19 protein-coding genes and 1 tRNA gene are annotated in these 26518 nt (G+C 28.5%); 5 read left to right on the top strand and 15 right to left on the bottom strand.

What is annotated here, in order from left to right:
* Positions 1-156: 156 nt before the first annotated feature.
* Positions 157-233 (top strand) — tRNA-Ile (locus tag KJQ97_RS04385).
* Between the two features lie 704 nt (positions 234-937).
* Positions 938-2551, top strand: a complete 1614-nt coding sequence (locus KJQ97_RS04380; protein ID WP_214117407.1) for a SulP family inorganic anion transporter — start codon at positions 938-940, stop codon at positions 2549-2551.
* 114 nt (positions 2552-2665) lie between these two features.
* On the opposite strand, the gene flhB is transcribed toward KJQ97_RS04380, so the two are convergent.
* From flhB to KJQ97_RS04320, 12 genes are all read right to left on the bottom strand, one after another.
* Complete coding sequence (flhB, locus tag KJQ97_RS04375; RefSeq protein WP_214120070.1) at positions 2666-3721, bottom strand: flagellar biosynthesis protein FlhB; 1056 nt, start codon at positions 3719-3721, stop codon at positions 2666-2668.
* A complete protein-coding gene (nadC, locus tag KJQ97_RS04370) occupies positions 3721-4551 on the bottom strand; it encodes a carboxylating nicotinate-nucleotide diphosphorylase (protein ID WP_214120069.1) in 831 nt (276 codons plus the stop codon). Before nadC ends, flhB begins: the two co-directional genes overlap by 1 nt.
* A complete protein-coding gene (gene dapE, locus KJQ97_RS04365; protein WP_214120068.1) occupies positions 4541-5665 on the bottom strand; it encodes a succinyl-diaminopimelate desuccinylase in 1125 nt (374 codons plus the stop codon). The genes nadC and dapE overlap by 11 nt, the downstream gene beginning before the upstream one ends.
* The gene (locus tag KJQ97_RS04360) at positions 5658-7460 is read right to left on the bottom strand and encodes an EAL domain-containing protein (protein ID WP_214120067.1); all 1803 of its coding nucleotides are present in this window, start codon (positions 7458-7460) and stop codon (positions 5658-5660) included. The genes dapE and KJQ97_RS04360 overlap by 8 nt, the downstream gene beginning before the upstream one ends.
* An 8-nt stretch (positions 7461-7468) precedes the next feature.
* The gene (locus KJQ97_RS04355; RefSeq protein ID WP_214120066.1) at positions 7469-9655 is read right to left on the bottom strand and encodes an endonuclease MutS2; all 2187 of its coding nucleotides are present in this window, start codon (positions 9653-9655) and stop codon (positions 7469-7471) included.
* On the bottom strand, positions 9639-10574 hold the full coding sequence (locus KJQ97_RS04350) for a tRNA dihydrouridine synthase (RefSeq protein WP_214120065.1): 936 nt from the start codon (positions 10572-10574) through the stop codon (positions 9639-9641). Before KJQ97_RS04350 ends, KJQ97_RS04355 begins: the two co-directional genes overlap by 17 nt.
* A complete protein-coding gene (locus KJQ97_RS04345; RefSeq protein WP_214120064.1) occupies positions 10552-11562 on the bottom strand; it encodes a hypothetical protein in 1011 nt (336 codons plus the stop codon). The genes KJQ97_RS04350 and KJQ97_RS04345 overlap by 23 nt, the downstream gene beginning before the upstream one ends.
* A gap of 9 nt (positions 11563-11571) precedes the next feature.
* The gene (locus KJQ97_RS04340) at positions 11572-12024 is read right to left on the bottom strand and encodes a 23S rRNA (pseudouridine(1915)-N(3))-methyltransferase RlmH (RefSeq protein WP_214117400.1); all 453 of its coding nucleotides are present in this window, start codon (positions 12022-12024) and stop codon (positions 11572-11574) included.
* Complete coding sequence (accD, locus tag KJQ97_RS04335; RefSeq protein WP_214117399.1) at positions 12021-12854, bottom strand: acetyl-CoA carboxylase, carboxyltransferase subunit beta; 834 nt, start codon at positions 12852-12854, stop codon at positions 12021-12023. The genes KJQ97_RS04340 and accD overlap by 4 nt, the downstream gene beginning before the upstream one ends.
* A 9-nt stretch (positions 12855-12863) precedes the next feature.
* Positions 12864-15131: an outer membrane protein assembly factor BamA gene (bamA, locus tag KJQ97_RS04330; protein WP_214120063.1), complete on the bottom strand. Its 2268-nt coding sequence runs from the start codon at positions 15129-15131 to the stop codon at positions 12864-12866.
* A 96-nt stretch (positions 15132-15227) separates the two neighbouring features.
* On the bottom strand, positions 15228-16589 hold the full coding sequence (gene gdhA / locus KJQ97_RS04325; RefSeq protein ID WP_214117397.1) for an NADP-specific glutamate dehydrogenase: 1362 nt from the start codon (positions 16587-16589) through the stop codon (positions 15228-15230).
* A 146-nt stretch (positions 16590-16735) separates the two neighbouring features.
* Positions 16736-18115, bottom strand: coding sequence for a TrkA C-terminal domain-containing protein (locus tag KJQ97_RS04320; RefSeq protein WP_214117396.1), 1380 nt, complete (start codon positions 18113-18115; stop codon positions 16736-16738).
* A 30-nt stretch (positions 18116-18145) separates the two neighbouring features.
* Here KJQ97_RS04320 and KJQ97_RS04315 point away from each other — a divergent pair, with 30 nt between their 5' ends.
* Positions 18146-19345: a tRNA guanosine(34) transglycosylase Tgt gene (locus KJQ97_RS04315; protein WP_214120062.1), complete on the top strand. Its 1200-nt coding sequence runs from the start codon at positions 18146-18148 to the stop codon at positions 19343-19345.
* Positions 19346-19369: 24 nt separating this feature from the next.
* On the opposite strand, the gene KJQ97_RS04310 is transcribed toward KJQ97_RS04315, so the two are convergent.
* Genes KJQ97_RS04310 through sstT form a run of 3 tightly spaced genes read right to left on the bottom strand, consistent with a single transcriptional unit; the run spans position 19370 to position 24307 of the window.
* Entirely contained in the window at positions 19370-21382 is a 2013-nt protein-coding gene (locus KJQ97_RS04310) for an ATP-dependent helicase (protein WP_214120061.1), read from the bottom strand.
* Positions 21379-23076 carry a M3 family oligoendopeptidase gene (locus tag KJQ97_RS04305; protein ID WP_214120060.1) on the bottom strand — a complete coding sequence of 566 codons (1698 nt, stop codon included), beginning with the start codon at positions 23074-23076 and terminating at the stop codon, positions 21379-21381. The genes KJQ97_RS04310 and KJQ97_RS04305 overlap by 4 nt, the downstream gene beginning before the upstream one ends.
* Before the next feature lies 1 nt (position 23077).
* Complete coding sequence (sstT, locus tag KJQ97_RS04300; RefSeq protein WP_214117392.1) at positions 23078-24307, bottom strand: serine/threonine transporter SstT; 1230 nt, start codon at positions 24305-24307, stop codon at positions 23078-23080.
* A 100-nt stretch (positions 24308-24407) separates the two neighbouring features.
* Between sstT and metK the strand changes: the two genes are divergently transcribed.
* Both metK and KJQ97_RS04290 read left to right on the top strand, forming a co-directional pair.
* Positions 24408-25607: a methionine adenosyltransferase gene (metK, locus tag KJQ97_RS04295; protein ID WP_214117391.1), complete on the top strand. Its 1200-nt coding sequence runs from the start codon at positions 24408-24410 to the stop codon at positions 25605-25607.
* Positions 25604-26482 carry a lactate/malate family dehydrogenase gene (locus KJQ97_RS04290; RefSeq protein WP_214120059.1) on the top strand — a complete coding sequence of 293 codons (879 nt, stop codon included), beginning with the start codon at positions 25604-25606 and terminating at the stop codon, positions 26480-26482. Before metK ends, KJQ97_RS04290 begins: the two co-directional genes overlap by 4 nt.
* Positions 26483-26518 lie beyond the last annotated feature (36 nt).

Genomic DNA, 26518 nt, shown 5'->3' with positions numbered 1-26518 from the left:
CCGTAGGAGAACCTGCGGTTGGATCACCTCCTTTCTAGAGTACATACTCTTTAACTCACACTAAAGAGTAATAATAAATATTTCAAGAGCTCTTGAGAGCTTGTTTGGATATCAAAGGTTGAAATGAAATAAGATAACAATAATTCTACTTCTTAAGGGCCTATAGCTCAGCTGGTTAGAGTGCACCCCTGATAAGGGTGAGGTCACAAGTTCAAGTCTTGTTAGGCCCACCATTTTTATTCTTTTTATCTATCTTTTAAATTATTTTTTAAATTATTTTTTAAATCTTTTTAATATATGTAATTTTAGTATGATTTTATGTTTTACTTGTGTATTTATTTTAGATTGAAGCTTATAAATAATATTTATATTTTTAATGATATTTGAATTTATTTAAGAATACTTATTTTTACTTATTTAGCTTGTAGTTATGTTTAAAGCTATTTTTATATAAATTATAATACTTATTGAAGTGGTGTGATATTTGGTAGCATATATATTATCTTTTTAAAATAACTCTTATAGTAATAAGTAATTTAAATTATAAGTGATAATTATGTTTTTACTATTAAATAAAATATTAGTTGTATTTTTAAGAGTTAATATAATTAATGTTTTTTATAAAGTATTTATAAGTTTTAAATTCTTTTAATAAAAATAGCTTTTTATGTTTAGTGATTATGTTTGAGATTGTTTTATTATGGTGTGTTTTTAATTATTTTTAGTAGTTAGTGAAGGTTATTTTTAGAATGATATTTTAATTGCTTTTTAGTTTTTAATTTAAAGTATTGTTTATGTTGTTTAGAGTGGTTGGGGGGGGGGTTATAGTATTATACATAGTATTAATAGAATAATTAGAAATTACGATTTAGTATTAAAAGCTAGTTTTAAAACAATCATTGATATGATTAACAAAATATACCTAAGGAATGTTTTGATGAAAAGCTATTTTCAAGATTTAAGACTGGAATTTACCGAATATAACAAGATGAAATTATTACAAGATTTAATGGCTGGTGCTACGGTTGCTGCTGTTGCTCTGCCTTTAGCGCTTGCATTTGGTGTTAGTAGTGGGGCAAGTGCAGCTTCAGGACTTATTACTGCTATTTTAGCTGGGTTTGTAATATCGTTATTTGGTGGAGCTTATTATCAAATATCAGGTCCAACCGGTGCAATGGCTGCTATTTTAATTGCCATAACTACTCAATATGGACTAACAGGTGTTTTTGTGGCTACTTTGATGGCTGGATTATTATTAATTTTTGCAGGATTATTTCATTTTGGTAGAGTGATTGCATTTATTCCTATGCCTGTAATTACAGGTTTTACTTCAGGAATTGCTGTTATTATTGCCTTAGGTCAAATTGATAATTTATTAGGTGTTAAAGCTAGTGGAATTACAACGTTGGAAAAAACAATAAATTATTTTAAAATGGATTTAGATATTAATTATATTTCAGTTTTTATATGTATTTTCGTAGTAGTTTTTATGTTAGCTTATCCTAAAAAATATCAAAAATACGCTCCTGCTTCATTAATTGCACTGATAGTCGCTACATTAATAAGTATAATTTTTTCATTAGATATTCAAAGAATAGGGGTAATTCCTACTAACATAATCTTAGATGATAGGTTTGCTTTTAGTGATTTTGATATTTTGCACTTAAAAGAGTTGATAACTCCTGCAATAAGTATTGCTTTATTGGGTATGATAGAGAGCTTATTATGTGGTGCAAGTGGTGGTAGAATGGTTGGTGTTAGACTTAAATGCGATAGAGAATTAATAGCTCAAGGCTTAGGCAATATTTTAGTTCCTTTTTGCGGTGGAGTTCCTGCGACTGCTGCTATTGCTAGAACTAGCGTGGCTATTAAGTCTGGTGCTGTTACTAGGCTTACTGGTATATTTCATTCTATAATTTTATTAGTATCTATGCTTGTTTTAGCACCGATTATGAGTTTAATTCCACTTAGTGCGTTAGCTGGAATTTTATTTGTAACTGCATTTAGAATGAATGAGTGGCATACTATTAAATATTTTTTTAAAAATAGATTTAAAGGTGCTTTAGTTCAGTTTTTTGCAACTATGTTAGCAACTATTATTTTTGATTTAACAATTGCAATTTTAATAGGCGTGATTTTATCTTTAATGCTTTTAATGGTTCAGATTTCAAACTTAAAAATTAAATTTGATTATTTTGATAGTGAGAAATTTACTGATTTAAATTCTCCTTTACCACAACATATAAAACAAGCTGAAGTAATTTATATAATGGGAGCTATTATATTTTCTAATACGGATAAAATTTTAGAATTAACTAGCAGAATAAATTATAAAACAGCGATTATATTTTCTATGCGAGGGACAACTTATATGGATATTTCAGGAGCAAGTGCCTTTCTTGAAGTAATAGAAGCCATTAAAAAGCGAAAAATTCCCGTATTTATTGCAGGTGTTTCTCCTGATATCAAAGAAATTATGAAAAGAAGTGGTATTGTTGAAGCTATTGGAGTAGATAATTTTTATTGGAGCGTTGAAATGACTATTAAATAGCTATTAAAACTATTTAAAAGTATTTTTCAAAATTATATTTGGCGATATTATTTTTTTGATTTTATAAAGATTTTTGGTGCTTATATTTTGTATTGTGTTTAAAAAGAATTTAAATTATCTTCTACTCATTCTAGCAATTACGCCTAAGACTTCAGCCGTTGCTTTATATAATTCTACAGGGATTTCATCTCCTACTTCACAAATCTTATAAAGTGATCTTGCTAATTCTCTTTGCTCATATATTGGAATATCGTGTTTTTGTGCTATTTCACGGATTTTAAAAGCGATATTATCAACTCCTTTTGCTAATACCACAGGGGCTTTATGCTTTGTCCTATCATAAGCAATTGCGATTGAGTAATGAGTTGGGTTGGTAATTACCACATCAGCATTAGGGACATCTTGCATCATACGATTTCTTGCTGCTTGCATTTGAATTTGCCTAATTTTTGCCTTTACTTGCGGGTCTCCTTCCATTTGCTTGTATTCATCTTTAATCTCTTGCTTACTCATTCTAAGTCCTTTAAAATACTGAAAACGAACTATAAAAATATCAAGTATTCCAAATACTAAAAATGAGCATATAACAGCTGCAAAAAGGATTATGATTTTATCTCTTAACCACTCCATTTGTTTAATGAGTGGCAAAATTGCTAAATGGCTAAGTCCTGGCAAAAAGCTATATATAAAATACCCAACAATGCCGAAAATAACGCTAACTTTTAGAATGATTTTTACTAATTCTATTAGCTTTTTCATTGAAATTATATTTTTAATGCCCTTGATTGGATTGATTTTGCCAAAATTAGGCATTATGGGTTTGAGTGTAAAATTAAAGCCTATTTGCATAACATTTGCAATAATTCCAGCAATAGCAATTGCGATAGCAAGTGGTAAGATCATTAAAGCAAGTTCAAGTAGAGTTTTGATACCTATTTTATAAAGCAATTTATTATCAATTTCGCTACCTATTAAACTCTGGTAATAAATGTATAAAGCCGTAATTCTTTCGTGCAAAAAATAAACCCAAAATAAAGCAAAGCCAAAACCAACACAAAGAGTTATAAGTGCTGCTACGTCTTGACTTTTAGCGACATTTCCTTCTTTTCTGGCGTCTTCTATCTTTTTATCTGTGGGTTCTTCTGTCTTTTCTGCATCATCAGCCATAATTACTCACCAAGTCTTATAGAAAAATCAACCCAAGTAGCCTTATAAATATTTGAGCCTGAACTTACTACATCAACTCCGCTTTTAGCATATTCAACTATGGTGTTTTCGTTAATATCCCCACTAGCTTCCAAGATAACTTTAATGCCTAAACTATCTCTTAATTTTACTATATTAGCACACTCACTAGGGCTCATATTATCAAGTAAAATCGCATTTACATTAGCTTCTAAAGCAGCTTTTACTTGCTCAATTGTATCGCACTCAATTTCAATTGGAGTGTAATATGGGATTTTGCTTTTTAGCTCTTTTATAAAAGATTTTAAATCCTTTATTCCAAGCAAATGAGTATCTTTTAGCATAATACAATCATCTAAACCTAAACGATGATTTTGCCCACCACCACAACGAATTGCGTATTTTTCAAACACTCTTAATCCAGGTCTTGTCTTTCTAGTATCAAGCAAAGCTACATCATAATCTTTTATTAAAGCTTTCATTGAAGCAACTTTTGTAGCAATCCCTGATGCGTGTTGAATAAAATTAAGTATGGTTCGCTCACTCATTAATAAAGTAGTTTTTAAGGTTTTAAATTTTGCTAAAATATCGCCTTTTTTGAAACTTTGCCCATCTTTTATAAATAATTCATATTCAATATTTTGCATTTTACAAATCTCTTTAAAATAAGGCTCTCCAGCAAAAACCCCATCACTTTTAGCCTTAAGATTTGCTTTTATTATTTCATTATTTTCAAGTTGTGAGAATAAATCTCCCCTACCTAAATCATCATTTAATTCTTTTTTAATAAGTTCAATTTCACTATTAATTAACATTATTTGCCTCCATTAAGTTTAAAAACTCTAAAAATGTATTACTTAAAGCTACAACTTCACTAAAAGGCACGCTTTCATTTGCTGCGTGGATTTTATCATTTACTACGCCTAATTCACAGACTAAAACGCCGTATTTTGCGAATAATCTAGCATCACTAGTGCCGCCTTTTGCGTTTAAGCAAGTATTGAAAATACCTTGATTTTCTAAGGCTTTTTTAAGAGTTTTTACAAGTATTGAATTAGCGTCTGTATAAAATGGCTCTGAACTTTGTTTGATTTCTAATTCATAATCTAAATTCTTTAAATTTTCTCTTAAAAAATCTTCTAAATCTTGCTTGCTTGTAAGTGGAGAATTTCTAACATTTAGCATAATTTTAAACTCACTAGGAGTTACATTTGATGCACCAATTCCTGCACTTAAATTAGTAATTACTATTTTACTTGGTTCAAAAAACTCATTGCCATTATCTAAATCAAATCCTGAAATTTTAGCTAAAAACGAAGCCCCTAAATGAACGGGATTTTTGCATTTTGATGGATAGGCTGCATGACCTTGAGTTCCTAATATTTTTATGTTTGCGTGAATGCTACCCCTACGACCAACTTTTATGCTATCACCGAAGTTTTTTTCGCAAGTTGGCTCGGCAACTATGCACATATTAGGCAAATCATTTCTTTTGTCTAATTCTTCTAAAACCTTGATAACTCCATCTTTACCATCGCCTTCTTCATCACTTGTTAAAACAATGCTGATTTTTCTTATATTTTTAATATTGTTTTTGCTAAATTCTTTAATTGCATATAAAAATGCTGCAACGCCACTTTTCATATCTTGAGTGCCACGCGCTATTATTAAATCATCTTTTATAGTTGGTAAAAATGGCTCACTTTCCCAGCCATTTCCACTAGGAACTACATCAATATGTCCGCAAAAACAAATATGCAAACCAACTTTGTTAAATTCTTTGCTTAAGATTTGATTTGTAGTATTATTTATAGCTAGGATTTCATTATCAAAATTAGATAAAAACTCACTTGTAATTTTATAACAATTCTTAGCATCAGGAGTAACACTAGCTTCTTTTAAAAGGTCTATAAATAATTTTTTAAGCATTTTTTTCCTTTAAATGATAAAAGTCTAAATCAATTTCTTCTTGAGTAAAAGTTGGACTTGGTTTGCCTAAATAAAATCCTTGAAACTCATCTACACCAACTTCGATACATTTTTTAAATATTTCTTCTGTACTTACAAATTCTGCAACGGTCTTAATACCTAGAGATTTTGAGAATAAAACTATAGTTTTGACTATTTTTTCACTTTTTTCATCTTTTGTAATTTTTTCTATAATACTTCCATCTATTTTAATATAATCAGGCATTAATTCTAATAAATATGAAAAATTACTAAATCCACTACCAAAATCATCTATTGCTATTTTGCAGCCTAATTCTTTTATTCTTTTTAAAAAGTCTTTTATTTTTTCATTTTGTGAAATATTTTCATCTTCTAATACTTCAATAATTAAGCGATTAGCAACCCCTGTTCTTCTTAAAAGATTTATGAATTTATTATTTTTAGCACTATCAATCATATCCCTTCCGCCAAGATTTACGCATAAAACAATGTCTTGGTTTTCAACTAAAGTTTGAACAACTTTTTCTATCACAAAATTTTCAATAATTTCGTATTGCTTCATTTTAATTGAAACTGCTAAAAAAGCACCTGGAGTGATTACATCGGTTCCTTCAGGAGTTTTTTTGACAATTCTTACTAAAGATTCAAATTTAGTAATGTTTTTATCTTTATCAAAAATAGGTTGGAAAAAAGGTAAGATTTCATCTTTTGCTATTGCACTTTGAATTGATTTTGCTGTGCTTAGTTGATGGAAATATTCTTTTTCTTCATCTATAAATTTAGAATAACAAACGAAATTCTTATTATCTCTTTTTGCTCTTTTTAGTGCAATAAATGCTTTTTTAAGTGTATTTTCATTTTCTAAACAAAGTCCCATTGTAAGTGTTAGAACTATGCTAGCTATTTGGTGATTATATTCTATTGTTAAATCTTTATTTTTAAGCTCTTGCATAAGCTCTGTTACTAATTCTTCATACCTTTGTTCATCTTCAATATTATCTTCTAAAAGCGCAAACAAATCTCCATCAAGCTTATAGACTTCTAAGTGGTTTTCATCAGCAAAATCGCTCATAATTAAGGCAATATGTTTTAATAAATCATCAGCAGTATTAGCGTCAAAATAATCATTAATTTTTTTAAACTCATCAATATCAACTAATAATAATTTTGGATTTTTCATAAGAACGATTGATTTTTCCAAGCTTCTTTTATTTTTTAGTTGAGTTAGTGGGTCTATACTTGCTTCAATTTCAAGTTTTTCTATTCTTTTAGTGTATGTGCTAATACTTCTTTGGTATTGTGCTGAGATATGATTTTTTTGTTTATATAAGTTATAAATTAAAATAAAAAAACAAATATTTAAAAGCACAGGTATGTAAAATTGGTAAAATCTAGAATTTGTAAGATAAAATTGGTTATTAAAGCCATAATAAGCCCCATTAATTAATTCATAATATCTTATGTCAAATTGATTTTTATCTACTTTTATAGCTTCGTAAAAACTATTATTTTTTACTAATTCTTTAATTTCTAATTCACTTAATTTAGGACTATTATCATTTTTTGAGATAATTTTATTGTCTTGAACGATAAATTCGCTTAATATTTTAGAAGATTTAAATTCTTCTTTATTTACTAATGAATGTAAGTAGCTTTCTGTAAATAATCTAACATAATTTCTAGAATCCATAAAAAGATAAAAATTAAGTAGAACAAAAACACCAATTAATAAATATAAAATATTTTTTATTTTTTTAAAATCCTTGTTTTCCATTTTTCAACCTACAATCTTATAATTTTAGCCCCAAATCCACCAGCATTTGCAGGTGCATCACAAAAGCTTTTTATACTCCTATTAGTTTTTAAATATTCTTTCACAGCATAAGCTAAGCGACCTGTTCCAATGCCGTGATATACGATAATCTCATCAAATCCAATTATTAGTGCGTCTGAAATAAATTTATCTAATAATTCAATAGCTTCTTCGCTTCTTAATCCATGCAAATCTAATTTAGTGCTAGCATTACTTACACTTTTTTCATAAGTTACTTTGCTAGAATTTGATTTAGGAGTTTCGCCACTTCTTTTTAACATTGAAATATCAAGTTTTAATTGTAGCATATCAGTTTGCACGGTTGCTATATTTTTATTTAAAGCTATGATTTTGCCTTTAATTTTTTCGTATTTTACAAAATCTCCTATTTTAAATTCTTCTCTTTTAACACTTTCTGGTTTTATTTGCTGCTTTAATACATTTGCTGCATTAATTTGTCTTTGTTTATCTTTTAAATCAGAAAAATCAAGAGTTTTTTTAGCCGCATTTATTGCTTTAAAATATTCATTTTCTAGTTCATTTTTGCGTTTTTTGTATTCTTCAATTAATTTATTTTCCTTATCTTTTAGGCTTTCTAGGAGATTGTTTAATTTATTTTCTTTTTTTTCGTTGTTTGCAATTAGCATTTTAAGTTTTGCATCAAGTTCTAAGTTTTTATTTAGCATTTCATTTATATTTTGCTCAGCTTCGCTAGAGCTTTTTCTAGCAAGCTCAACCAAACTAGCACTTATTCCATATCTTAAAGCCGTCTCGTATGCGTATGATTTGCCTACAATTCCCGCTAAAAACTCATATTTAGGACGCTCATTTTTAATATCATATAAAGCTGCTAATAATTCTACTTTATCTTCTTTAGCAAGCAGCATTGCTAAGCGTTTGTGATGGGTTGTGATTATTAGTTTTCCGTGTTTTTTCAGCTCACAAATTAGGGTAAAAAATAATGAACTCGCTTCTTCAAAATCAGTTCCTAGCTCAATCTCATCAACCCCTAATAAGAAATTTTTCTTACCATTCATTTTAGCAAATGCTAACATTCTTCCTGCAAAAGTAGAAATATCATTTTTAGCCATTTGCGGGTCTTCAATAATGCTTATATATTCTTTAAAAGTACTTATGTGAGATTTGTTTGCATTAATTCTCATAGGAACTAGATATTTTGTCATAAAACTAGCAGCTAAAATGCTTTTAAGTAGCATTGATTTTCCACCCGCATTTACACCTGTTATTAATAAAACTTGCTCTTTAAACTCTACGCTAACAGGTTTTGGATTATTTAAAGCGGGGTGGCAAAACTCACTTAAGATAATTTTATCATCATTACTTGGAGTTATGAAGTTTAAATCCTTCTTTTTAGCAAAATTAACCCTTGCAATATAGCTATCTATTAAATCAAATTCTTTATTTATAAACTTTAAAAACAATAAATGCTTAGATAAAATTTCACTAAATTGTTTTGCGTATTCAAATCTTTTAGCATCGGCTTCATTTTCTAATCTTTTTATGCCTTGTTTGTAGTTTAAAATACTGCTAGGTTCTACATAAAATCCACCACCACTACTTCTTGCAACAATACTAGCATCAAGCACTTTAGCAAATCCGCCCCTAACCAATAAGCATTCAGTATTTGATATAAAATGTATTTGAGTATCTATTAAATAGCTTTCAAGTGATTTTGAGTTTAACAGGCTTCTTAGATTTTGATTTATGCTTTGGTTTAATTCTTTGATTTTGATTTTTATACTTTGTAAAAGCTCATCTTTTTCTTCATCAAATACATCGTCTTTAAAATATTTTAATATATTTTCAATTTCATTAGGAATTATGATTTTTTCAAGGTATTTTTTAAAAGAATTTGAAAACGGAATTTGAAATAAGTATTTAAAATAATTTAAAATCTTTACAAATTCTTCTATCTCATCAAGGTGTAAAATGCCTTTTTTACTAAGATGATTTAATGCTTTGCTTAAATCTTTTACGCTTTTTAATTCTTTTAATTCATATTCGCATAATTCATTAATTCTTGCTAGGTGTAAATTAGTATCCCCTTCAATAAATAAAGGTTTATTTCTAGCAAATAAAGCAAATAATTCATCTAAATATTCAACTAAATCAAGTTTTTTAATAATTTGTAGCATCAAAAAACTCTTTTATCGTATTTAGCATAATTTTAGGCTCATTAATTTTATTTACTTCATTTCTAAATTCGCTCGCATTTGCTAAGCCTTTTGAATATTCGTGCAAGTGTTTTCTAAACAACGAACAAGCATAATCTTTGTATAAATCACACATAAATTCAAAATGTGTAAGTATGATTTCGCTTTTATTAATTTCATTAAATTTACCCTTAATTTGAGAAAAAATCCAAGGATTTCCAACAGCATTTCTTCCTATCATAAGCCCATCAGCATTGGTTTGTTCTAATACCATTTGATGATTTTCATAAGATATATCGCCGTTTGCAATTATTTTGGTTTTTGCTAAAGATTTTGCTAGTTTTATAGCGTTATAATCTACCTTAGCACTATACATTCCTGCTCTAGTTCTTCCGTGAATACTTATAAAATCTAGTTCTAATTCGTTTAAAGAATTTATTATTTTTTCTATTTCGCACTCATTAAAACCAAGTCTTATTTTAACACTTGTTGTGCCTACTTTATTATTGGTTTTTATAATATCTAGGAGTGATTTTAGATTATCTAAGTCTTTAAGTAGTGCTGAACCTGCATTTTGCTTAATAACTTTATTTACAGGACAGCCACAATTAAAATCAATCCCGTGAATGTTTTCTTCTTTATTTATAATCTCAACTGCTTTTTTTATAATTTCTTTATTTGAGCCTGCAATTTGAGCTATGAAAGGTCTTTCGCTTTTATCTTTTTCTAACATAGTTAAAGATTTTTCACTCTCATAAACAAGAGCGTTTGAACTAATCATTTCGCTAATTGTTACATCACAATCAAATCTTTTAACAAGTCTTCTAAAGGCAAGATCGCTAAGACCTGCCATTGGTGCTAGAAATAAGGGCTTAGAATTAGCAAATAAGTTTATCAACATCGTAAGTTTTACCTTGTTCTTTTAAAAATACAATTAATTTAAAATCTTCTAAATCAGCTTCGCTACCATAAATTTCTTCTATTAATTCATCAAATAATGCAAGTTTTGCAAGTATATATAAATACGCTCTAAATGCGTTATCTTTTTCATTTTTTAGTTTTAAAAATATTGCTTTTAGGCTATTTGGCTCAATTTTTGTAAATAATTCTTTTGCAAAATCTAAATATTCGCCTTCTTCAAAATTATCATTAAAAATTAAAACTTCTAATTCAGCATTGCTAAGACTTAAATCATCATTAGCAAATCTATTTAAAAGGATTTTAATATCTTCTTTGCTTTTTTGAATTTTTAGTGTTTTAATATTTGCATAAATGCCGTTTAAAATTAGATTATTGTAAGCACTTAGGCTGATTTCATCTTGAATTTCTTCTTGATTTTTTAGTAAGTTATAAGCGTAATTTAAATCATTTTTAGCTTTATTTGCTTCGTTTTTTAAATAAATTGTATTGTCTTTAGATAGTTTAAATGGTTTTAAATCACAGATTTCTCCATTTTCAACCATTGCTTTTATAGCTATTGCATTATTTAATTTATCAGCACTTGTTCCTGCTTGATTGTAATAAAGTGATTTTACTAATTCACTAGCGTCTTGAAATTCTTTTGTTTTAAACTTGTAAATATTTTTTTTATCTAAAACTAAATCTTCTAAAAACATTTCAAATTTTTTACCATCTTTAATAAGTCTTTTTGTTGAAAAATGAAAAGAAATAAATGAAAAATAAAAATAAAGTAATGCAAATATAACATATATAACAAGTGGCATACAAACCCAAGTAAAGCTATCAAATTCAAATGTTTTTTGAAAATTGAAAATTCCTAAATTAATTACTCTTGTAGAGTTAAATAAATCATTAAAAAATACAACAATAATAAGTCCAATTAACATTAAATATAAAATAGAATAAATTAAAAAATTTCTAATTTTCATAACAATCCTTTACTTATGATAAGGGTGATTTGAATTTATACAAAAACCCCTATAAATTTGTTCTAACAATACAATCCTTGCAATTTCGTGTGAAAATGTAAGTTTTGAAAAACTCAATACATAATCACATTCATTTAAAAACTCATCATTAAATCCAAAAGCTCCACCTACAAAAAAATTAATTTCATTTTTATCTTGCAATAACTTAGCAAACTCAATACTATCAATGCTCTTGCCCCTTTCACTTAAAGCTATACTAAAAGTTTTTTTATAAGGCATATAAGCTTTTGCATATTCTATTCTAGCTTCATTTGAGCCCAAATCTTGTGCTTTTGCGATTTGTTTTGAAAATACATTATTTAGATTAAGTTTTGAAAATTGATTTATTAATTTTATAAATCTATTTTCAAATTCGCTTAATTTTTCTAATTTTTTTTGAATAAAATAAATATTTATATTCATTTAAAATATCGTAAAAAATCACTTAAAAATTCACGCTGATTAGCTCTTGGAACAATAGAATCAATAAGTCCATGCTCTAATAAAAACTCAGCACTTTGAAATCCTTCAGGTAAATCAGCTCCTATAGTTTGCTTAATAACTCTAGCACCAGCAAAGCCAATTTGTGCCATAGGTTCAGCAATTACAATATCTCCAAGCCAAGCAAAAGACGCTGATACTCCACCAAAAGTAGGGTTAGTTAGAATTGATATGTAAGGAAGTCTTTCTCTAGCAAGTAATTTTAATGCAGCTGATGTTTTAGCCATTTGCATAAGTGAATATGTGCTCTCTTGCATTCTAGCACCACCACTTGCACTAATTATTATAAGTCCTTCTTTTTTTTGCATAGCGCGTTGAACTGCACGAACGATTTTTTCGCCTTCAACACTTCCTAGCGAACCACCCATAAAAGAAAAGTCAAACACACATAATTGAACGCCAATTCCACCGATTTTGCATTCTCCTGAAATTACTGCACTTGTTCTGCCTGTTTTTTCTTCGCTTTCGTTTAAGCGTTTTTTATAGCTTTTTGAATCTACGAATTTTAATGGGTCATTAGCTCTTAAAGTTTTATCATATTCAATAAAACTTCCTTCATCAACTAGCATTTCTATTCTTTCATTAGGGCTTATTTTCATATGTAAGCCACACTTAGGGCATACATTAAAGCAACTTGCAACTTCTTTATAATACATTAAAGCATGACAATTATCACATTTTACCCAGTGATTTGGTGCTTCATTTGGCTTTGATTGTGTTCTTCTAATTTTAAAAATATCTGCAAAACTCATTCTTATCTCCTAAAATTGACTTCCTATGCTAAATTCAAATGTATTTGTTTTATCCCCTGATTTTTTATCAATAGGTTTTGAGAATACAAACACTAATGGTCCCATTGGTGTGCTCCAATCAAGACTAATTCCTGCACTTTGTCTTTTAATCTCATTTAATTTTTTTTCGCCTATCATACCATAATCATAAAAAATTGAACCACGAAGTTTTAATTTATTAATTAATGGGAAATTGATTTCTACACTAGAATTAAGTGAAATCGCTCCACCTTTATCGTAAGGATAAGCAATTACTCCGTTTCCTAATTTATCTACTTTAGTATGAGTATTTGTATCATAATATCCAATACCCCTTGGAGTTATGCTATCACTTTCATATCCTCTAACACTTCTTAAACCACCAAGATATAATCTTGAGTTAATTGGTGTATCTTTATAATTAAATAATTTATTAAATGATGTTCTAAATCTAAAAATTAAATCGGTGTCAAAATCTTCTTTTAAACCTTTATAATACTTAAAATCAAAGGCAAATTTTTTATATTTTTGGTCTCCCCCAAGCCCTGCATAAGTAAATGCTGCTCTACTATAAATACCACTTCTTGGTAAGTAAAAATCATCAGTATTATCAAAATATAAATATGGAGTTATAGCTGATTTTCTTGATTTGCCTAATTTTTCACCACTTGCAATCATTTCAATAGTTGCTTTTCTTAAATCACTTTGCTCGTAATTATAAATAGCTCCAATTCCCCAAAATCTAGCTAATTCTCTACCAATGCTAAGTTCTAAACCATTATTGTATTCTTCGTAAGTATCCCAATCTCTTTTGTAGCTATATATATCAAAGCCTGTTGAGTATTTAGAATCAAATATCCTAGGATTGTTTAAAAAGATTTTACCAGTTACATCTTTATCTGATTTTTCTAAATTAATCCCACCATACATTCCGCTACCTAAGATATTTCTATCGCTAACAGATGCGTTAATTAAGAATCCATCAGATGTGCTATAACCAATACCACCAGTAATTGAGCCTGTTGATTTTTCTTTTACATCTACTAATAAATCAATATCTCCCGTAAAGCTTGGTTTTGGAGTGATATTTACTTCTTCAAAATAACCGGTTTTTCTAAGTGCTATAATGCTATCATTTAAATCTGTTTTGTTAAATTGCATTCCTTCGGTTAAGAATAATTCTCTTCTTACTACTTTATCTAAAGATTTGTCATTGCCTTTAATTATTACTTTACCAATATTGTATTTATTGCCTAGATTAACTCTAAAATAAATTTTTACAACTCCATCAGCATCATTTTTAGCAATATCAGGATAAACCTCTGCTAAAGCATATCCTTTATCTTGGAATTTGGTTTTAATTAATTCTATATCAGAACGAATTTTTTCTGAATTAATATATTTTCCTTTTTTACTTCTTAAATCACTTAAGTTAAATTTCACTTCATTTTCTAGTGGGTTTTCTATTGTGATTTCTTCTATTTTATAGCGTTTGCCTTCGCTTATATAATAGGTTAATTCTGCTTTGTAAGTTTGCATATTAGCTTCTAAATAAGGATTTGATACATTAGCATCAAGATAGCCTTTTTTCATATATTCATCTTTAATTCTAGCAGGGTCGTTTGGTAGTTCGGTTGAGTATAATTTACCATCATTAAATCCCCAAAACCAACCTAATAGTTCTTTTTCTTTATTTGCTATTACAGGGTCAAAATCACTATAGTCTAATTTTTTAGCACCTATTAAATTAACTTTTTTAATTGTTATGATTTCGCCTCTATTTATGTTGAAATTTAATACAACAGCATTATTCTCAAGCTCTTGAGTATCAACTTCAACTACACTATCATAAAATCCACGAGATTGGTAGTATAGAATTATTTTTTCTTTTGCTTCTTCTATTTTTCTATCATTATAAGCTTCGCCTTTTTTAATACTTAAAAACGATTCTATTTGCTTTTTATCATTACTTGAAGTTCCTTTGATATTTACTTTTGCAATGAATTGTTTTTCTACAACATTAAATATTAGCTTTCCATTATTTTCATCAACATAAATATCATCAAAATATCCATAAGAAAAAAGGTTTTTAACCGCATCATTTATCTTATATATATTAACTTCATCATTAATTTTTAAATCCACAGCCTTTAAGGCTTGTTCTTTTGACAAGTGATATAAACCTTTAAATTCAATATCACTTATTGTATTTGCATAAATCAAAGAACTAATAGCACTTACATATATAATTTTTTTCATATTTAACCTGATTTTTTGATTTTGAAGAAAGAATAATAATAAAAGAAAGTTAATATTAAGTTTGTAAAAAAAGCCCTAAAAATAGGGCTTTTCGGCTTAAATATAGCCTTGGTCTATCATAGCATCTGCAACTTTTTTAAAGCCTGCAATATTTGCTCCTGCTAATAAATTATGTTCAAATCCAAATTCTTTAGCAGTATTTGCAGTTCTAGCGTAAATATCTTTCATAATCTTATGTAATTTTTCATCAACTTCGTTAAATGTCCAAGAAGTCATATTTGCATTTTGTTGCATTTCAAGCGCACTTGTAGCTACACCACCAGCATTTGCTGCTTTTGCTGGTGCATAATATATTTTGTTTTCTAAAATAAATTTTTGTGCATCAAGTGTGCAAGGCATATTAGCACCTTCAGCGATTAATTTACAGCCATTTTTATATAAGTTTTTCGCATCTATTAAGCTAAGTTCGTTTTGTGTTGCACAAGGGAAAGCATAATCACAAGGAATACTCCAAATTCCGTTTGTTCCTTTTTCATAATTTACTTTAGATACAAAAACTGCACCTTTTTTGCGGTTAGCATAATCACTTACACGAAGTCTTAAGTTTTCTTTAATTTCTTTTAAAAGGTCTAAGTCAATTCCATCTTTATCATAAACATAGCCATCGCTATCGCTTACTGCAACAACTTTTGCTCCGTATTCATAAAGTTTTTCAATAGTATAAATAGCCACATTTCCACTACCTGAAACTACGCAAGTTTTTCCTTCAAAGCCTTCGCCTTTTTCTTTTAATAATTCTTTTGAGAAATAAACCGTTCCATATCCTGTAGCTTCTTTTCTAACTAATGAACCACCCCAGCTAATTTTTTTACCTGTTAAAGTTCCATCAAATTTAGAAGTAATTTTTTTATAAGCTCCAAACATATATCCAAGCTCTCTAGCACCAACGCCAATATCTCCAGCAGGAACATCGGTTGAATAGCCTATGTGTTTGCTAAGTTCGCTCATAAATGCTTGGCAAAATCTCATTATTTCAGCATCGCTTTTGCCTTTAGGGTCAAAATTAGCCCCACCTTTACCACCACCTATATAAAGTCCTGTTAAAGAGTTTTTAAAGATTTGCTCAAATGCTAAGAATTTTAAAATGTCAAGATTTACCGTAGGGTGAAATCTTAAACCACCTTTATAAGGTCCAAGAGCACTAGAAAATTGAACTCTGTAGCCAAAATGTGTTTGAGCTTTACCACTGTCATCAATATATACAACTCTAAAAATAATTGTTCTTTCTGGCATTACTAGTCTTTGTAATACTGCGTGTTGTTCGTATTGCTTGTTGCTTTCTAGTAATGGTGTAACTGATTTTAAAACTTCAGTTGCACATTGTAAGAATATAGGTTGTCTAGATGAATAAGTTTTGATTAATTCAAGTGTTTCATTTACATAAGATTTTGCACTCATTTTTTCTCCTTTAAAAAATAAAAAAATATTATACAAAAAAAATTAAATTTATGATAAAAATTTTTGAAGAAAAATGTATGAAAAAAATTAATAAAAATTTGTGATTAATTTTTAGGAATTTAAAATGATTTAAATTCCTAGAAGTTTTAAACTATTGGTATGAATAATTGATAATTATCATCTAGTATTTCGTAAAGTTTTGAAAAATCATTAGATAAATATTTTAAAGTATTCGTTTTGATTATATGCTTTTCAAATCCTAAACAATGTATTATGTATGGATTAAATTTTAGCTCTAATAATGGGTTTTTGCTTTTGTATTCTACTAATTCTAAATTCTTATTAAAAAATTGTGATTGCATATTTATATGTTCTATCAAATCATCACTTACAGGATTTGCATTATCAAAATACATCATTTTTGCATTTAAATTAAGTATTAAAGAAATATCTAATAAAGTAGATGTTAAATTCTCCACTCTAAGAGAGCCTGAACCTATGCAAGCTATAGTATTTAGCTTTGCAAAATCTATTGTTCCTATTTTTAAAACAGGCATAGAACTATCATAAAAAGTTGCTATATTTTTTTTAAAAATTTCTTTACTTGTAATAAATAGTCCAGAATACATATTACAAAACTCTAAAACTACATTATTTACCGATATATCTTCATATTTAATATGGACTATTATTGTCTTTCTTTTAAGTTTCTTTAATTTTTCTAAGTCTTTATTTATTGTAGGATTTACTACATAAAAAATTAGTCTTGAACTATTAGATTTAGCGTGTAATAAAAGTGCTGTATTTATTAAATTGTCTATATTTTCATCAATTTTCATATCAATTACAACGCAAATACTATCTCCATAAGGGCTAGGAAATTGTCCTACCTGACCTTTAATCCTTGAAAACATTAGATTTAAAATATTTGGATCACCTACTAAAACTAGCTCATCATTTGCTAGAATTTGAGTATCGGGTTTTGGTAAAATTATTTCATTATCTCTATAAATTAATGCGATTTTATAAAATTCTTGTGCAATTGCATTTATATGTTTGTTTGCATAAATTGAGCCAACAGGAACAAATACTTGCATAATCTCGCCAATTCCAAGCCCAATATCTCTTGCTATCATTGGCATATTTGGCAAAATATCTATTAAATGATTTGTAGTCATTTCTTCTTGATTAATAAGAGTGCAAAAGCTATCATTTTCGTATTCTTTATTGTTTGATAATACTACAATTCTTACTCTTTTATCAATAAATCTTATAGCATCATAAGCAAGCCTTGTATCTAAATCATTATCAAATAATAAATATACAAGTTCAAGATTATTATTTACATAATTTTTAAGTCTTGCAGCATTTGTAGGGTCAATTTTAATATGAGTAAAACTATGCTTAAAATTAATATCATCTTGGCAAACGATTATATATTCTTTTGTGCTATCCTTAAACTTTGCAAGTTCTTTTAAGAAGTGATTTGCAACACAAACCTTAGCTAAAACTAATATTTTTTTCATAACAACTCCATTTTATAAAGGAAAATTATAATGAAATTTGATTTATATTCAACAGATAATAACGCTAGGCTTGGTAAAGTAAGCACAGCTCACGGGGAATTTAATACTCCTTGTTTTATGCCAGTAGGAACTCAAGGCTGCGTAAAAGCCCTAGATGCAACTGATATGCAAAGTCTAGGAGCAAAAATAATCCTAGCAAATACTTATCATACTTATTTAAGACCAGGTGCTGATTTGATAGCTAGACACGGCGGGCTACATAATTTTACTAAATTTAATGGAAGCTTTCTAACTGATAGTGGTGGATTTCAAGCTTTTTCACTAAGTAAAAATACAAAACATAGTGATGATGGAATTACCTTTAAAAGCCACATTGATGGGAGCTTACATCATTTTACACCTGCAAGTGTTTTAAAAACAGAGTATTTATTAAATAGTGATATTTGTATGGTTTTAGATGATTTATGTGCTTTACCTGCTAGTGAAGAAAGAATTAAAGCAAGTCTTAAACGCACTATTTATTGGGCTAAACTCTCGCTTGAGATGAAAAAAGAATTTCAAAATACAGATGAAATTACCTTGCTTCAAAAATATTCAAAAGAGCTTTATAAAAGCGAGTTTAAAAAGCTTTATACAAATGAATTAAAAAGAGAGCAAAATATCTTTGCTATCGTTCAAGGTGGGACTAATCATACGCTAAGAAGTGAGTGTTTAAAAGGTATTTTAGATGCTGAAAATGAATATTATTTTGATGGACTTGCAATTGGTGGGTTAAGCGTTGGAGAGCCAAATGAATTAATGTATGAAACGGTAGAAAAACTAGCCCCACAAATGCCACAAAATCGCCCAAGATATTTAATGGGGGTTGGAACTCCGCTTGATTTGGTAGAAAATGTTGCTCGTGGGGTTGATATGTTTGATTGCGTTATGCCTACTAGAAATGCTAGAAATGGCACATTATTTACAAGTTTTGGCAAAATAAATATAAAGGCTAGTTTTATGAAAGATGATAATGAGCCAATTGATAAAAACTGCTCTTGTTATACTTGTAGAAACTATAGCCGTGCTTATGTTCATCATTTGTTTAAAGCTGGAGAGATTACATTTTTTCGCTTAGCAAGTCTTCATAATTTGCATTATTATTTAAATTTAATGAGTGAAATTAGAGAAAATATAGCTAATAAAACTTTTGCTAATTTTTATAAGAATTTTAAAGAGATTTATAAATAATATTAGTTTAAATACTAATATTATTTAAGCTAAACTTAGAAAGTCTTTATTGAGCTTTCTAATTTTTCCTTGAAAATTTACGCTAATTAAATTGCCTTCAATGGCAAGTATTTTTCCACTACCAAATAATTTATGATTTACTACATTTCCTACTTTAAATTCATTAGTAGAATTATTTATAGTAGTATTGCTAGTATTTTTATACATAATTTCATTTACAAAAATACTTGGATTTGTATAATCATATTGTAAATAGAATTTATGTTTTGCCCTTGTCATCGCTACATAAGCTAATCTTCGCTCTTCTTCAATATCAAAAATACCCATAAAAGTGCAAGGCATTTTGCCACCATCACAATCAATTAAAAATACATATTCAAATTCTAATCCTTTACTAGCGTGAATAGTCATAAGATTAATTGCGTTATTATTTTCTTTTATTATTTGCTCTTGTAAGATGATTTTATTTAAAAAATTAGTAAGCTTAGCAATATCAGCATTAAAGCCGCATTCTCTTTTGATAATATCAAAAAATACCGAGCAGTTTTCAGCTCTTGATTTTGGATTATCAAATAAATTATGAACTTCAAGAGAAGCTAATTTATTTAAAAATAAAGCGAATTTATCTTGAGTTGTAGTATAAAGCTCTATAAATTCTTTAATTTCAATATTTTTAAAACTATCTAAATTATCTTTTAAACTTTCAAATAAAGATGGTTTTTTAGATAAATTCTCTAATTTTTCTAAGGCTTTTTCACCAAATTTTCTTTTAGGCATATTGATGATTTTTTTAAAGGCCAAGTTATCGTTAAAATCCACATAAAGTCTTAGATAATTTATGAGTAATTTAATTTCCGCTCTTTCAAAAAACGGAACAGAACCAATAACTTTATAAGGTATATTCTCACTAATTAATCTAGGTTCAATGAAATTTCCGCTCATATTCATTCTATATAAAACACAGATTTCATTGTGCTTGACACCTTTTTCTATAAGACTTTTAATCTCGTAAATTACTTCATAATAATTTTCTAATTTAGTAATATCTATATCAAATTCATTATTTGTAAATAGCTCTTTTCCATATCTTGTTTTATTGTTTGCTATTAAGCTATTTGCGTGATTTAATATGGTTTTTGTGCTTCTATAATTTTCTTCTAATTTAATGATTTTTGCGTCTTGAAAATCATCAGAAAATCCTAATATATTTTGTATTCTTGCGTGGCGAAATGAGTAAATACTTTGATCATCATCTCCAACTACAACGATATTTTGATGGGCTTTACATAATAATTTTAATAATTTTAATTGAGCTAAATTAGTATCTTGATACTCATCTACCATTATGTATGAATATTGATTGCTAATTTTTGTAGCTGTTGTTGGATTGTTTTTTAAAATATCGTGTGGCAGAATTATTAAATCATCAAAATCTATTAAATTATTGTATTCTAAAGCTTTTTCATAATCTAAATATATTTCGTGATTTTCATTTTCTAATTCAAATTCTAAGGTATTTTTAACCCTATCTATATAAGCCATAGCTTCGTTGGTTTTATTTCTTAAAAACTCTTTTTCATCTTTTAAGATTTCTTTATCTTTTTTATCCTTACTTAAAAAATTTATATCAGTTTTTCTAATTTTTTCTAAAACAAATTCTTTAATCATAGCCTTTTTATCATCAGTATCAATTAGTCTATAATTTTTCCTTCTTCTTCCATCTAATAATTCTATATATTCACTTAAAAACTCCATTCCAAAGCTATGAAATGTGCTTAAAATTGGTAAATTATTACTATAGCCTATTTCATTTAGCATTTTTATAGCTCTTTCTTTCATTGAAGCTGCGGCTTTATTTGTAAATGTAAGGCTTAAAATTGATTCAGGGCTAATTCCAACTTCACTTATTAAATAGACTAATCTGCTAATCATTGTTTGGGTTTTGCCAGTTCCAGCACCAGCTAAGATTAACAAACTTCCATCTACAAATGTAGCGGCTTGTTTTTGAGCAGGATTTAGTCTATCTAAATAATTCATTCGCAAAATTCCTTAACCATTTTAGCAATTTCATTAATTCCTAATTGCCAAAACTCATCACTATTTAAATCAAGTCCAAAAAGTCCTACCAATTCAGCCGGAGAGCGACTTCCGCCACTTGCTAAAAATTCTGTATAAAGCTCTACGAAATTAGCACATTTTCCACTCTTATAAAGCCCAAATAATGCTAAAACTAATAATTGTGCGTAAGAATACGCGTAGCAGTAAAACGGCGAATGGATAAAATGTGGGATATAGCTAAACCAATATTTGTATTTTTTGCGTAATTTTACGCTACTACCAAACATTTTTTGCCCTTCAGCTAACCATAAGTCGCAAAACTCATCAACACTTAATTCACCTTCGTGATTATGTAGAGCGATTTCGTAATTTGTAAAATTAATTTGTCTAAAAAATGTTGCGAATATATCTTCAATTTTACTTGCTAAAAGTGCTTTTTTATCTTTAGGGCTAAGTGTATCTTTAATAGCGTCATAAACTAGCATTTCAGCAAAAACACTAGCAGTTTCAGCTGTAGTTAGCGGAGTATTTGCATTAAAATACCCTAGATTTTCTCCTGCTAGACTTTGATGGATTAAATGCCCTAATTCGTGTGCTAAAGTGAATAAATCTCTTCTATTATTTGTATGATTTAGCATTACAAAAGGTTGAGGATTTATGCCATAGCTAAATGCTCCACTACGCTTATTTTTAGCTGGATATACATCAAGAGCTTTATTATCAAGTGCTTTTTGCATAAGTTCAGCAAATTTTGGGCTAAATTTATTAAAAGTATCTTTTACAACTTTACAAGATTTCTCAAAATCCCAATCATTGCTAATATCATCATAAAGTGGAGCGTATCTATCATAGTCTTTTAATTCTTTAAGACCTAGAATTTCACGCTTTTTATTGTAATAATTTTCTACTAAATGATAATTATTTTCGGCTGCTTTTATTAGGCTTTTTACACTTTCATCTTCAATTTGATTACTCAAATTCCTTGCTTGCATAGGATTTTCATAGCCCCTTAGCTCGCATTCACTTAAGTGATTATTTTTAATCATATTAAAAATAAAGCATAGAGTTTTTATATTTTTCTTAAGTCCTTTTGTAAGTGCATCGGCTGCTCTTTTTCTTAAAGCTCTATCAGGGCTATAAAGTTTGCTTAATAGTTCTTCTTCGCTGATTTTTTTTAAGTCAAGTTTAAAGGTAATATTACTTAAGTATTCATCAAATAATCTTGAAAATGCTTCTTTACCATTTATATTCATTTTCATAAATACTTGCTCGTTGCTTTTGCTTAATTGATATTTTTTAGCTTTTAGCCAATTATTTAGCATATATGAATATTTTTTACAATTATTTGCAATTTCTTGTGCGTTTTCTAATTCGCAAAACTCAATTTCAAAAAACACCAATTTACTTTCAATATTAGTGCAAATTGTGTTTATTTCTTGTAAAAACGCTCCATTTGCACTATCTTTTGCAAAATGTAAATACGCATAAGCTCCAGCACGGCTTAACTCATTATAAATGCTTTCTAATTTTGAAATGATATTTTCAAATTCTTTTTCATTTTTTAAATTATTTTCGTATTTTAAAGCAAAATCGTTTGCTTGATTTTCTAAATCTTTTAAAATTTTATATAATTCTTCTTTGTTTTTATAAATTATGCTTAAATCCCATTCCATTTTATACCCTACTTAAATCTATTTTAGTATCAGAACAAATTGCAGAAAATAGCACATCAGTAGAGCTATTTAAAGCTGTTTCAACACTATCTTGAATAACTCCAATTATAAAGCCAACCCCAACTACTTGCATAGCAATATCATCATTTATCCCAAATAATGAACACGCTAAAGGAACAAGTAAAAGTGAGCCACCAGCAACCCCACTAGCTCCACAAGCAGCAAATGCAGCTAAAAAGCTAAGTAGTATAGCGTTTGTAAAAGTAATATTAAGTCCTAATGTATGAACTGCAGCAAGTGCTAAAACAGAAATAGTAACAGCGGCTCCAGCCATATTAATTGTAGCACCTAGTGGAATTGATACTCCATATAATTCTTTATCAACATTAATTTTTGAACATAGTGCCATATTTACAGGAATATTTGCAGCTGAACTTCTTGTAAAAAACGCATAAATTGCAGAGTGTTTTATACAAACCCAAACTAATGGATAAGGATTTTTCTTAGTAACTACAAATACTATTAATGGATTGATTACAAATGTTACAAATAGCATAGTCCCAACTAATACTAATAGTAATAAAACATAATCAGCTAAAGTTTCTACACCAGTTTTAGCAACACTTGTGCTTACTAGACCAAAAATACCAATAGGAGCTAGACGAACTATGAAAGCAACAATTTTAATAGTGCCTTCATTAATATCTATAAATACTTTTTTTACTTCTTTTGAGCAAGTTTTAAGTGCAATTCCAGCAGCTATAGCCCAAGTTAAAATTCCAATATAATTTCCATTAGCTAATGCACTTACTGGATTTTCTATCATTTTAAATAATAAATCTTTAAATACCATAGCAACACTACTTGGCGGGGTTAAATCAATATTATTTGGTATTTCTAATATAAGTTTTGTAGGAAATAAAAAGCTAGCAACAACACCACAAACAGAAGCTAGGAAAGTTCCTATTAAATATAAAATTATTACTTGTTTTATTTTTTTAGTTCCATTTCCATATTCTCTAGTAGAGATTGCACTAAGAACTAAAATAAATACTAATATCGGAGCAATTGCTTTTAGAGCACCTATAAAAAAATCTCCTAATAAAGAAGTATAATCAGTAAAACTAGGAATACAAATTCCAACAAAAACACCTACAACAATACCAATCATAATTTTTATAATTAAATTAGTACTTTTATATCTTTTAATCATTGAACTTAAGACGCTCATAATATCTCCTTAAAAAGGCAAAAATATAGCAAATCTATCTTACAAAACATTAACTATAAAGGCTAAAATTAGGCAAAATTTAATTATTAAAGGATAATAAATGTATTTATTTACAAGTGAAGTAGTAAGTGCAGGACACCCTGATAAATGTGCTGATATCATTGCTGATAGCATTGTTGATTTGCATATAAATTATGATAAAAATGCTCGCGTTGCTAGTGAGGTTTTTGTCGCTGGAAAGAATGTAATAATTGGTGGAGAGATTAAATCTAATTTAAAGGTTAGTGAAAGTGAATATGAAGAAGTAGTTAAAAACGCTTTAATTAAAATAGGTTATAAAGAAAATTCTCATTTTAGCAAGGCTGAATGCTTACACCCAAGTGATGTTAAAGTGCAAGTGTTATTAAACGAGCAAAGTAATGATATTAATCAAGGCGTTGATAAAAGTGATGGAGAAATGGGAGCGGGTGATCAAGGTATGATGTTTGGCTTTGCAAGTAGCGAAGCACCTGAATTTATGCCTGCTGCGATTTTTTATGCGAGAATGATTTGTAATAAAGTATATGAATATGCTCTAAATAATCCACACGAATTTGGAGTAGATATTAAAACTCAAGTTACAATTGATTATGAGAGCAAGGAAAATTATGAAAATTGTAAGCCTAAAAAAATCCATACAATAGTAGTTTCAGCTCCTAGCGTAAGTAGTCTAAGTCTTGATGAAGTTCGCTCAAAAATTATGAATTTAATTTGTAATTCGGGCTTACCAAAAGAGCTATTTAATAAAGATGATTGCATTATTTATATTAATCCAACAGGAAGATATGTAAATCACTCAAGCCTTCACGATAGTGGCTTAACAGGAAGAAAATTAATAGTGGATAGTTTTGGTGGATATAGCCCAATAGGTGGTGGGGCACAAAGCTCAAAAGATTACACAAAAGTTGATAGAAGTGGGCTTTATGCAGCTAGATATGTAGCAAAAAATATAGTTGCAAGTGGCTTAGCTAAAAAATGTATAGTGCAAATTAGCTATGCAATAGGAATTGCAAAACCAATTAGCGTAAATGTTGATTGTATGGGGACAAATGCAAGTGTTGATGATAATATTTTAAGTGCATTTGTTGAAAGAAATTTTGCATTAACTCCTAGATGGATTAAAGAAAAATTTAGATTAGATGAGCCTAGTAAAGCTGGATTTTCTTATGCTGATGTTGCAACTTATGGGCAAGTTGGAGTTGCAAGTTATCCTTGGGAGCAGCTTGATAGCGTTGAATTATTTAAGAGTTTATTAAAATGAAAATAGGAATTATTGGACTTGGAGCCGTTGGTTCGGCTGCAAGTTTTATGCTAAGTAGTCAAAATATAGCAAACGAGCTTTATTTATACGATATTAAAGATGGCTTAGCAAACGCAAGTAAGATTGATTTAGAAGATAGTCTTGAAAATACCAATTCAAATTCTAAAATTTTTGCTGTTAGCAAGATAGAAGAATTAGTAAAATGTGACCTTATTGTCTTAGCATATACAACTTGTATCGAGCCTGATAGAACGCTTGAACTTAAGGCTAATTATGAACCTTTAAAAGAAATTATTAATGCCTTAAAGGGCTTTAATGGTATATATTTAATAGCTACAAATCCAAATGATAGCATTGTTTATTACGCTCAAAAATTAAGCGGCTTAGATGCTTTTAAAGTAATTGGCACAGGCACAACGCTTGATAGTGCAAGGCTTAAGATTGAAGTTGCTAATAAATTAGGAATTTCTTATAAAAATATAAATGCTTTTATGCTAGCAGAGCATGGAGATACGCAGTTTTTTTATAAGAGCAATGCCTTTGTGGGCGGTAAAAATATTAATGAGTTTAACCTTAATTTAGATGAGATTGAAAACAGAGTTCGCTTTAAGGGTGGAGAAATTTTTAAAGTAAAAGGTAAAACAGAATTTGGAATAGGAAGTGTAATTGCAAGAATTATTAAAGCTATTAAAGATGATGAGAATTTAATCACACCTATTAGTTTTACTCAAGATAATTTAGCTTATTCAAGATTGGTTGTAGTGGGTAAGGGTGGTATTAAAAAAGTTCTTGAATTAGACTTAAATAAAGATGAAAAAGAAAAACTTGAAATCTCAAAAAATTATATTTTAAAGACTATTAATTCTATTAAATAATTAGTGAAGAGTTAAATCTCTTCATTGTTTATATAT

It is taken from the genome of Campylobacter sp. 2018MI01, from assembly GCF_018501205.1.
In the GTDB taxonomy this organism is placed as follows: Bacteria; Campylobacterota; Campylobacteria; order Campylobacterales; family Campylobacteraceae; genus Campylobacter_E.
The sequence above is the reverse complement of the archived record's forward strand: the minus strand, read 5'-3'. Positions and strand labels throughout refer to the sequence as shown.

Coding starts and splice junctions, on each gene's coding strand:
- KJQ97_RS04380 (WP_214117407.1), top strand. CDS start 938: ATGAAAAGCTATTTTCAAGATTTAAGACTGGAATTTACCGAATATAAC.
- nadC (WP_214120069.1), bottom strand. CDS start 4,551: ATGTTAATTAATAGTGAAATTGAACTTATTAAAAAAGAATTAAATGAT.
- dapE (WP_214120068.1), bottom strand. CDS start 5,665: ATGCTTAAAAAATTATTTATAGACCTTTTAAAAGAAGCTAGTGTTACT.
- KJQ97_RS04360 (WP_214120067.1), bottom strand. CDS start 7,460: ATGGAAAACAAGGATTTTAAAAAAATAAAAAATATTTTATATTTATTA.
- KJQ97_RS04355 (WP_214120066.1), bottom strand. CDS start 9,655: ATGCTACAAATTATTAAAAAACTTGATTTAGTTGAATATTTAGATGAA.
- KJQ97_RS04350 (WP_214120065.1), bottom strand. CDS start 10,574: ATGTTGATAAACTTATTTGCTAATTCTAAGCCCTTATTTCTAGCACCA.
- KJQ97_RS04345 (WP_214120064.1), bottom strand. CDS start 11,562: ATGAAAATTAGAAATTTTTTAATTTATTCTATTTTATATTTAATGTTA.
- KJQ97_RS04340 (WP_214117400.1), bottom strand. CDS start 12,024: ATGAATATAAATATTTATTTTATTCAAAAAAAATTAGAAAAATTAAGC.
- accD (WP_214117399.1), bottom strand. CDS start 12,854: ATGAGTTTTGCAGATATTTTTAAAATTAGAAGAACACAATCAAAGCCA.
- bamA (WP_214120063.1), bottom strand. CDS start 15,131: ATGAAAAAAATTATATATGTAAGTGCTATTAGTTCTTTGATTTATGCA.
- gdhA (WP_214117397.1), bottom strand. CDS start 16,589: ATGAGTGCAAAATCTTATGTAAATGAAACACTTGAATTAATCAAAACT.
- KJQ97_RS04320 (WP_214117396.1), bottom strand. CDS start 18,115: ATGAAAAAAATATTAGTTTTAGCTAAGGTTTGTGTTGCAAATCACTTC.
- KJQ97_RS04315 (WP_214120062.1), top strand. CDS start 18,146: ATGAAATTTGATTTATATTCAACAGATAATAACGCTAGGCTTGGTAAA.
- KJQ97_RS04310 (WP_214120061.1), bottom strand. CDS start 21,382: ATGAATTATTTAGATAGACTAAATCCTGCTCAAAAACAAGCCGCTACA.
- KJQ97_RS04305 (WP_214120060.1), bottom strand. CDS start 23,076: ATGGAATGGGATTTAAGCATAATTTATAAAAACAAAGAAGAATTATAT.
- sstT (WP_214117392.1), bottom strand. CDS start 24,307: ATGAGCGTCTTAAGTTCAATGATTAAAAGATATAAAAGTACTAATTTA.
- metK (WP_214117391.1), top strand. CDS start 24,408: ATGTATTTATTTACAAGTGAAGTAGTAAGTGCAGGACACCCTGATAAA.
- KJQ97_RS04290 (WP_214120059.1), top strand. CDS start 25,604: ATGAAAATAGGAATTATTGGACTTGGAGCCGTTGGTTCGGCTGCAAGT.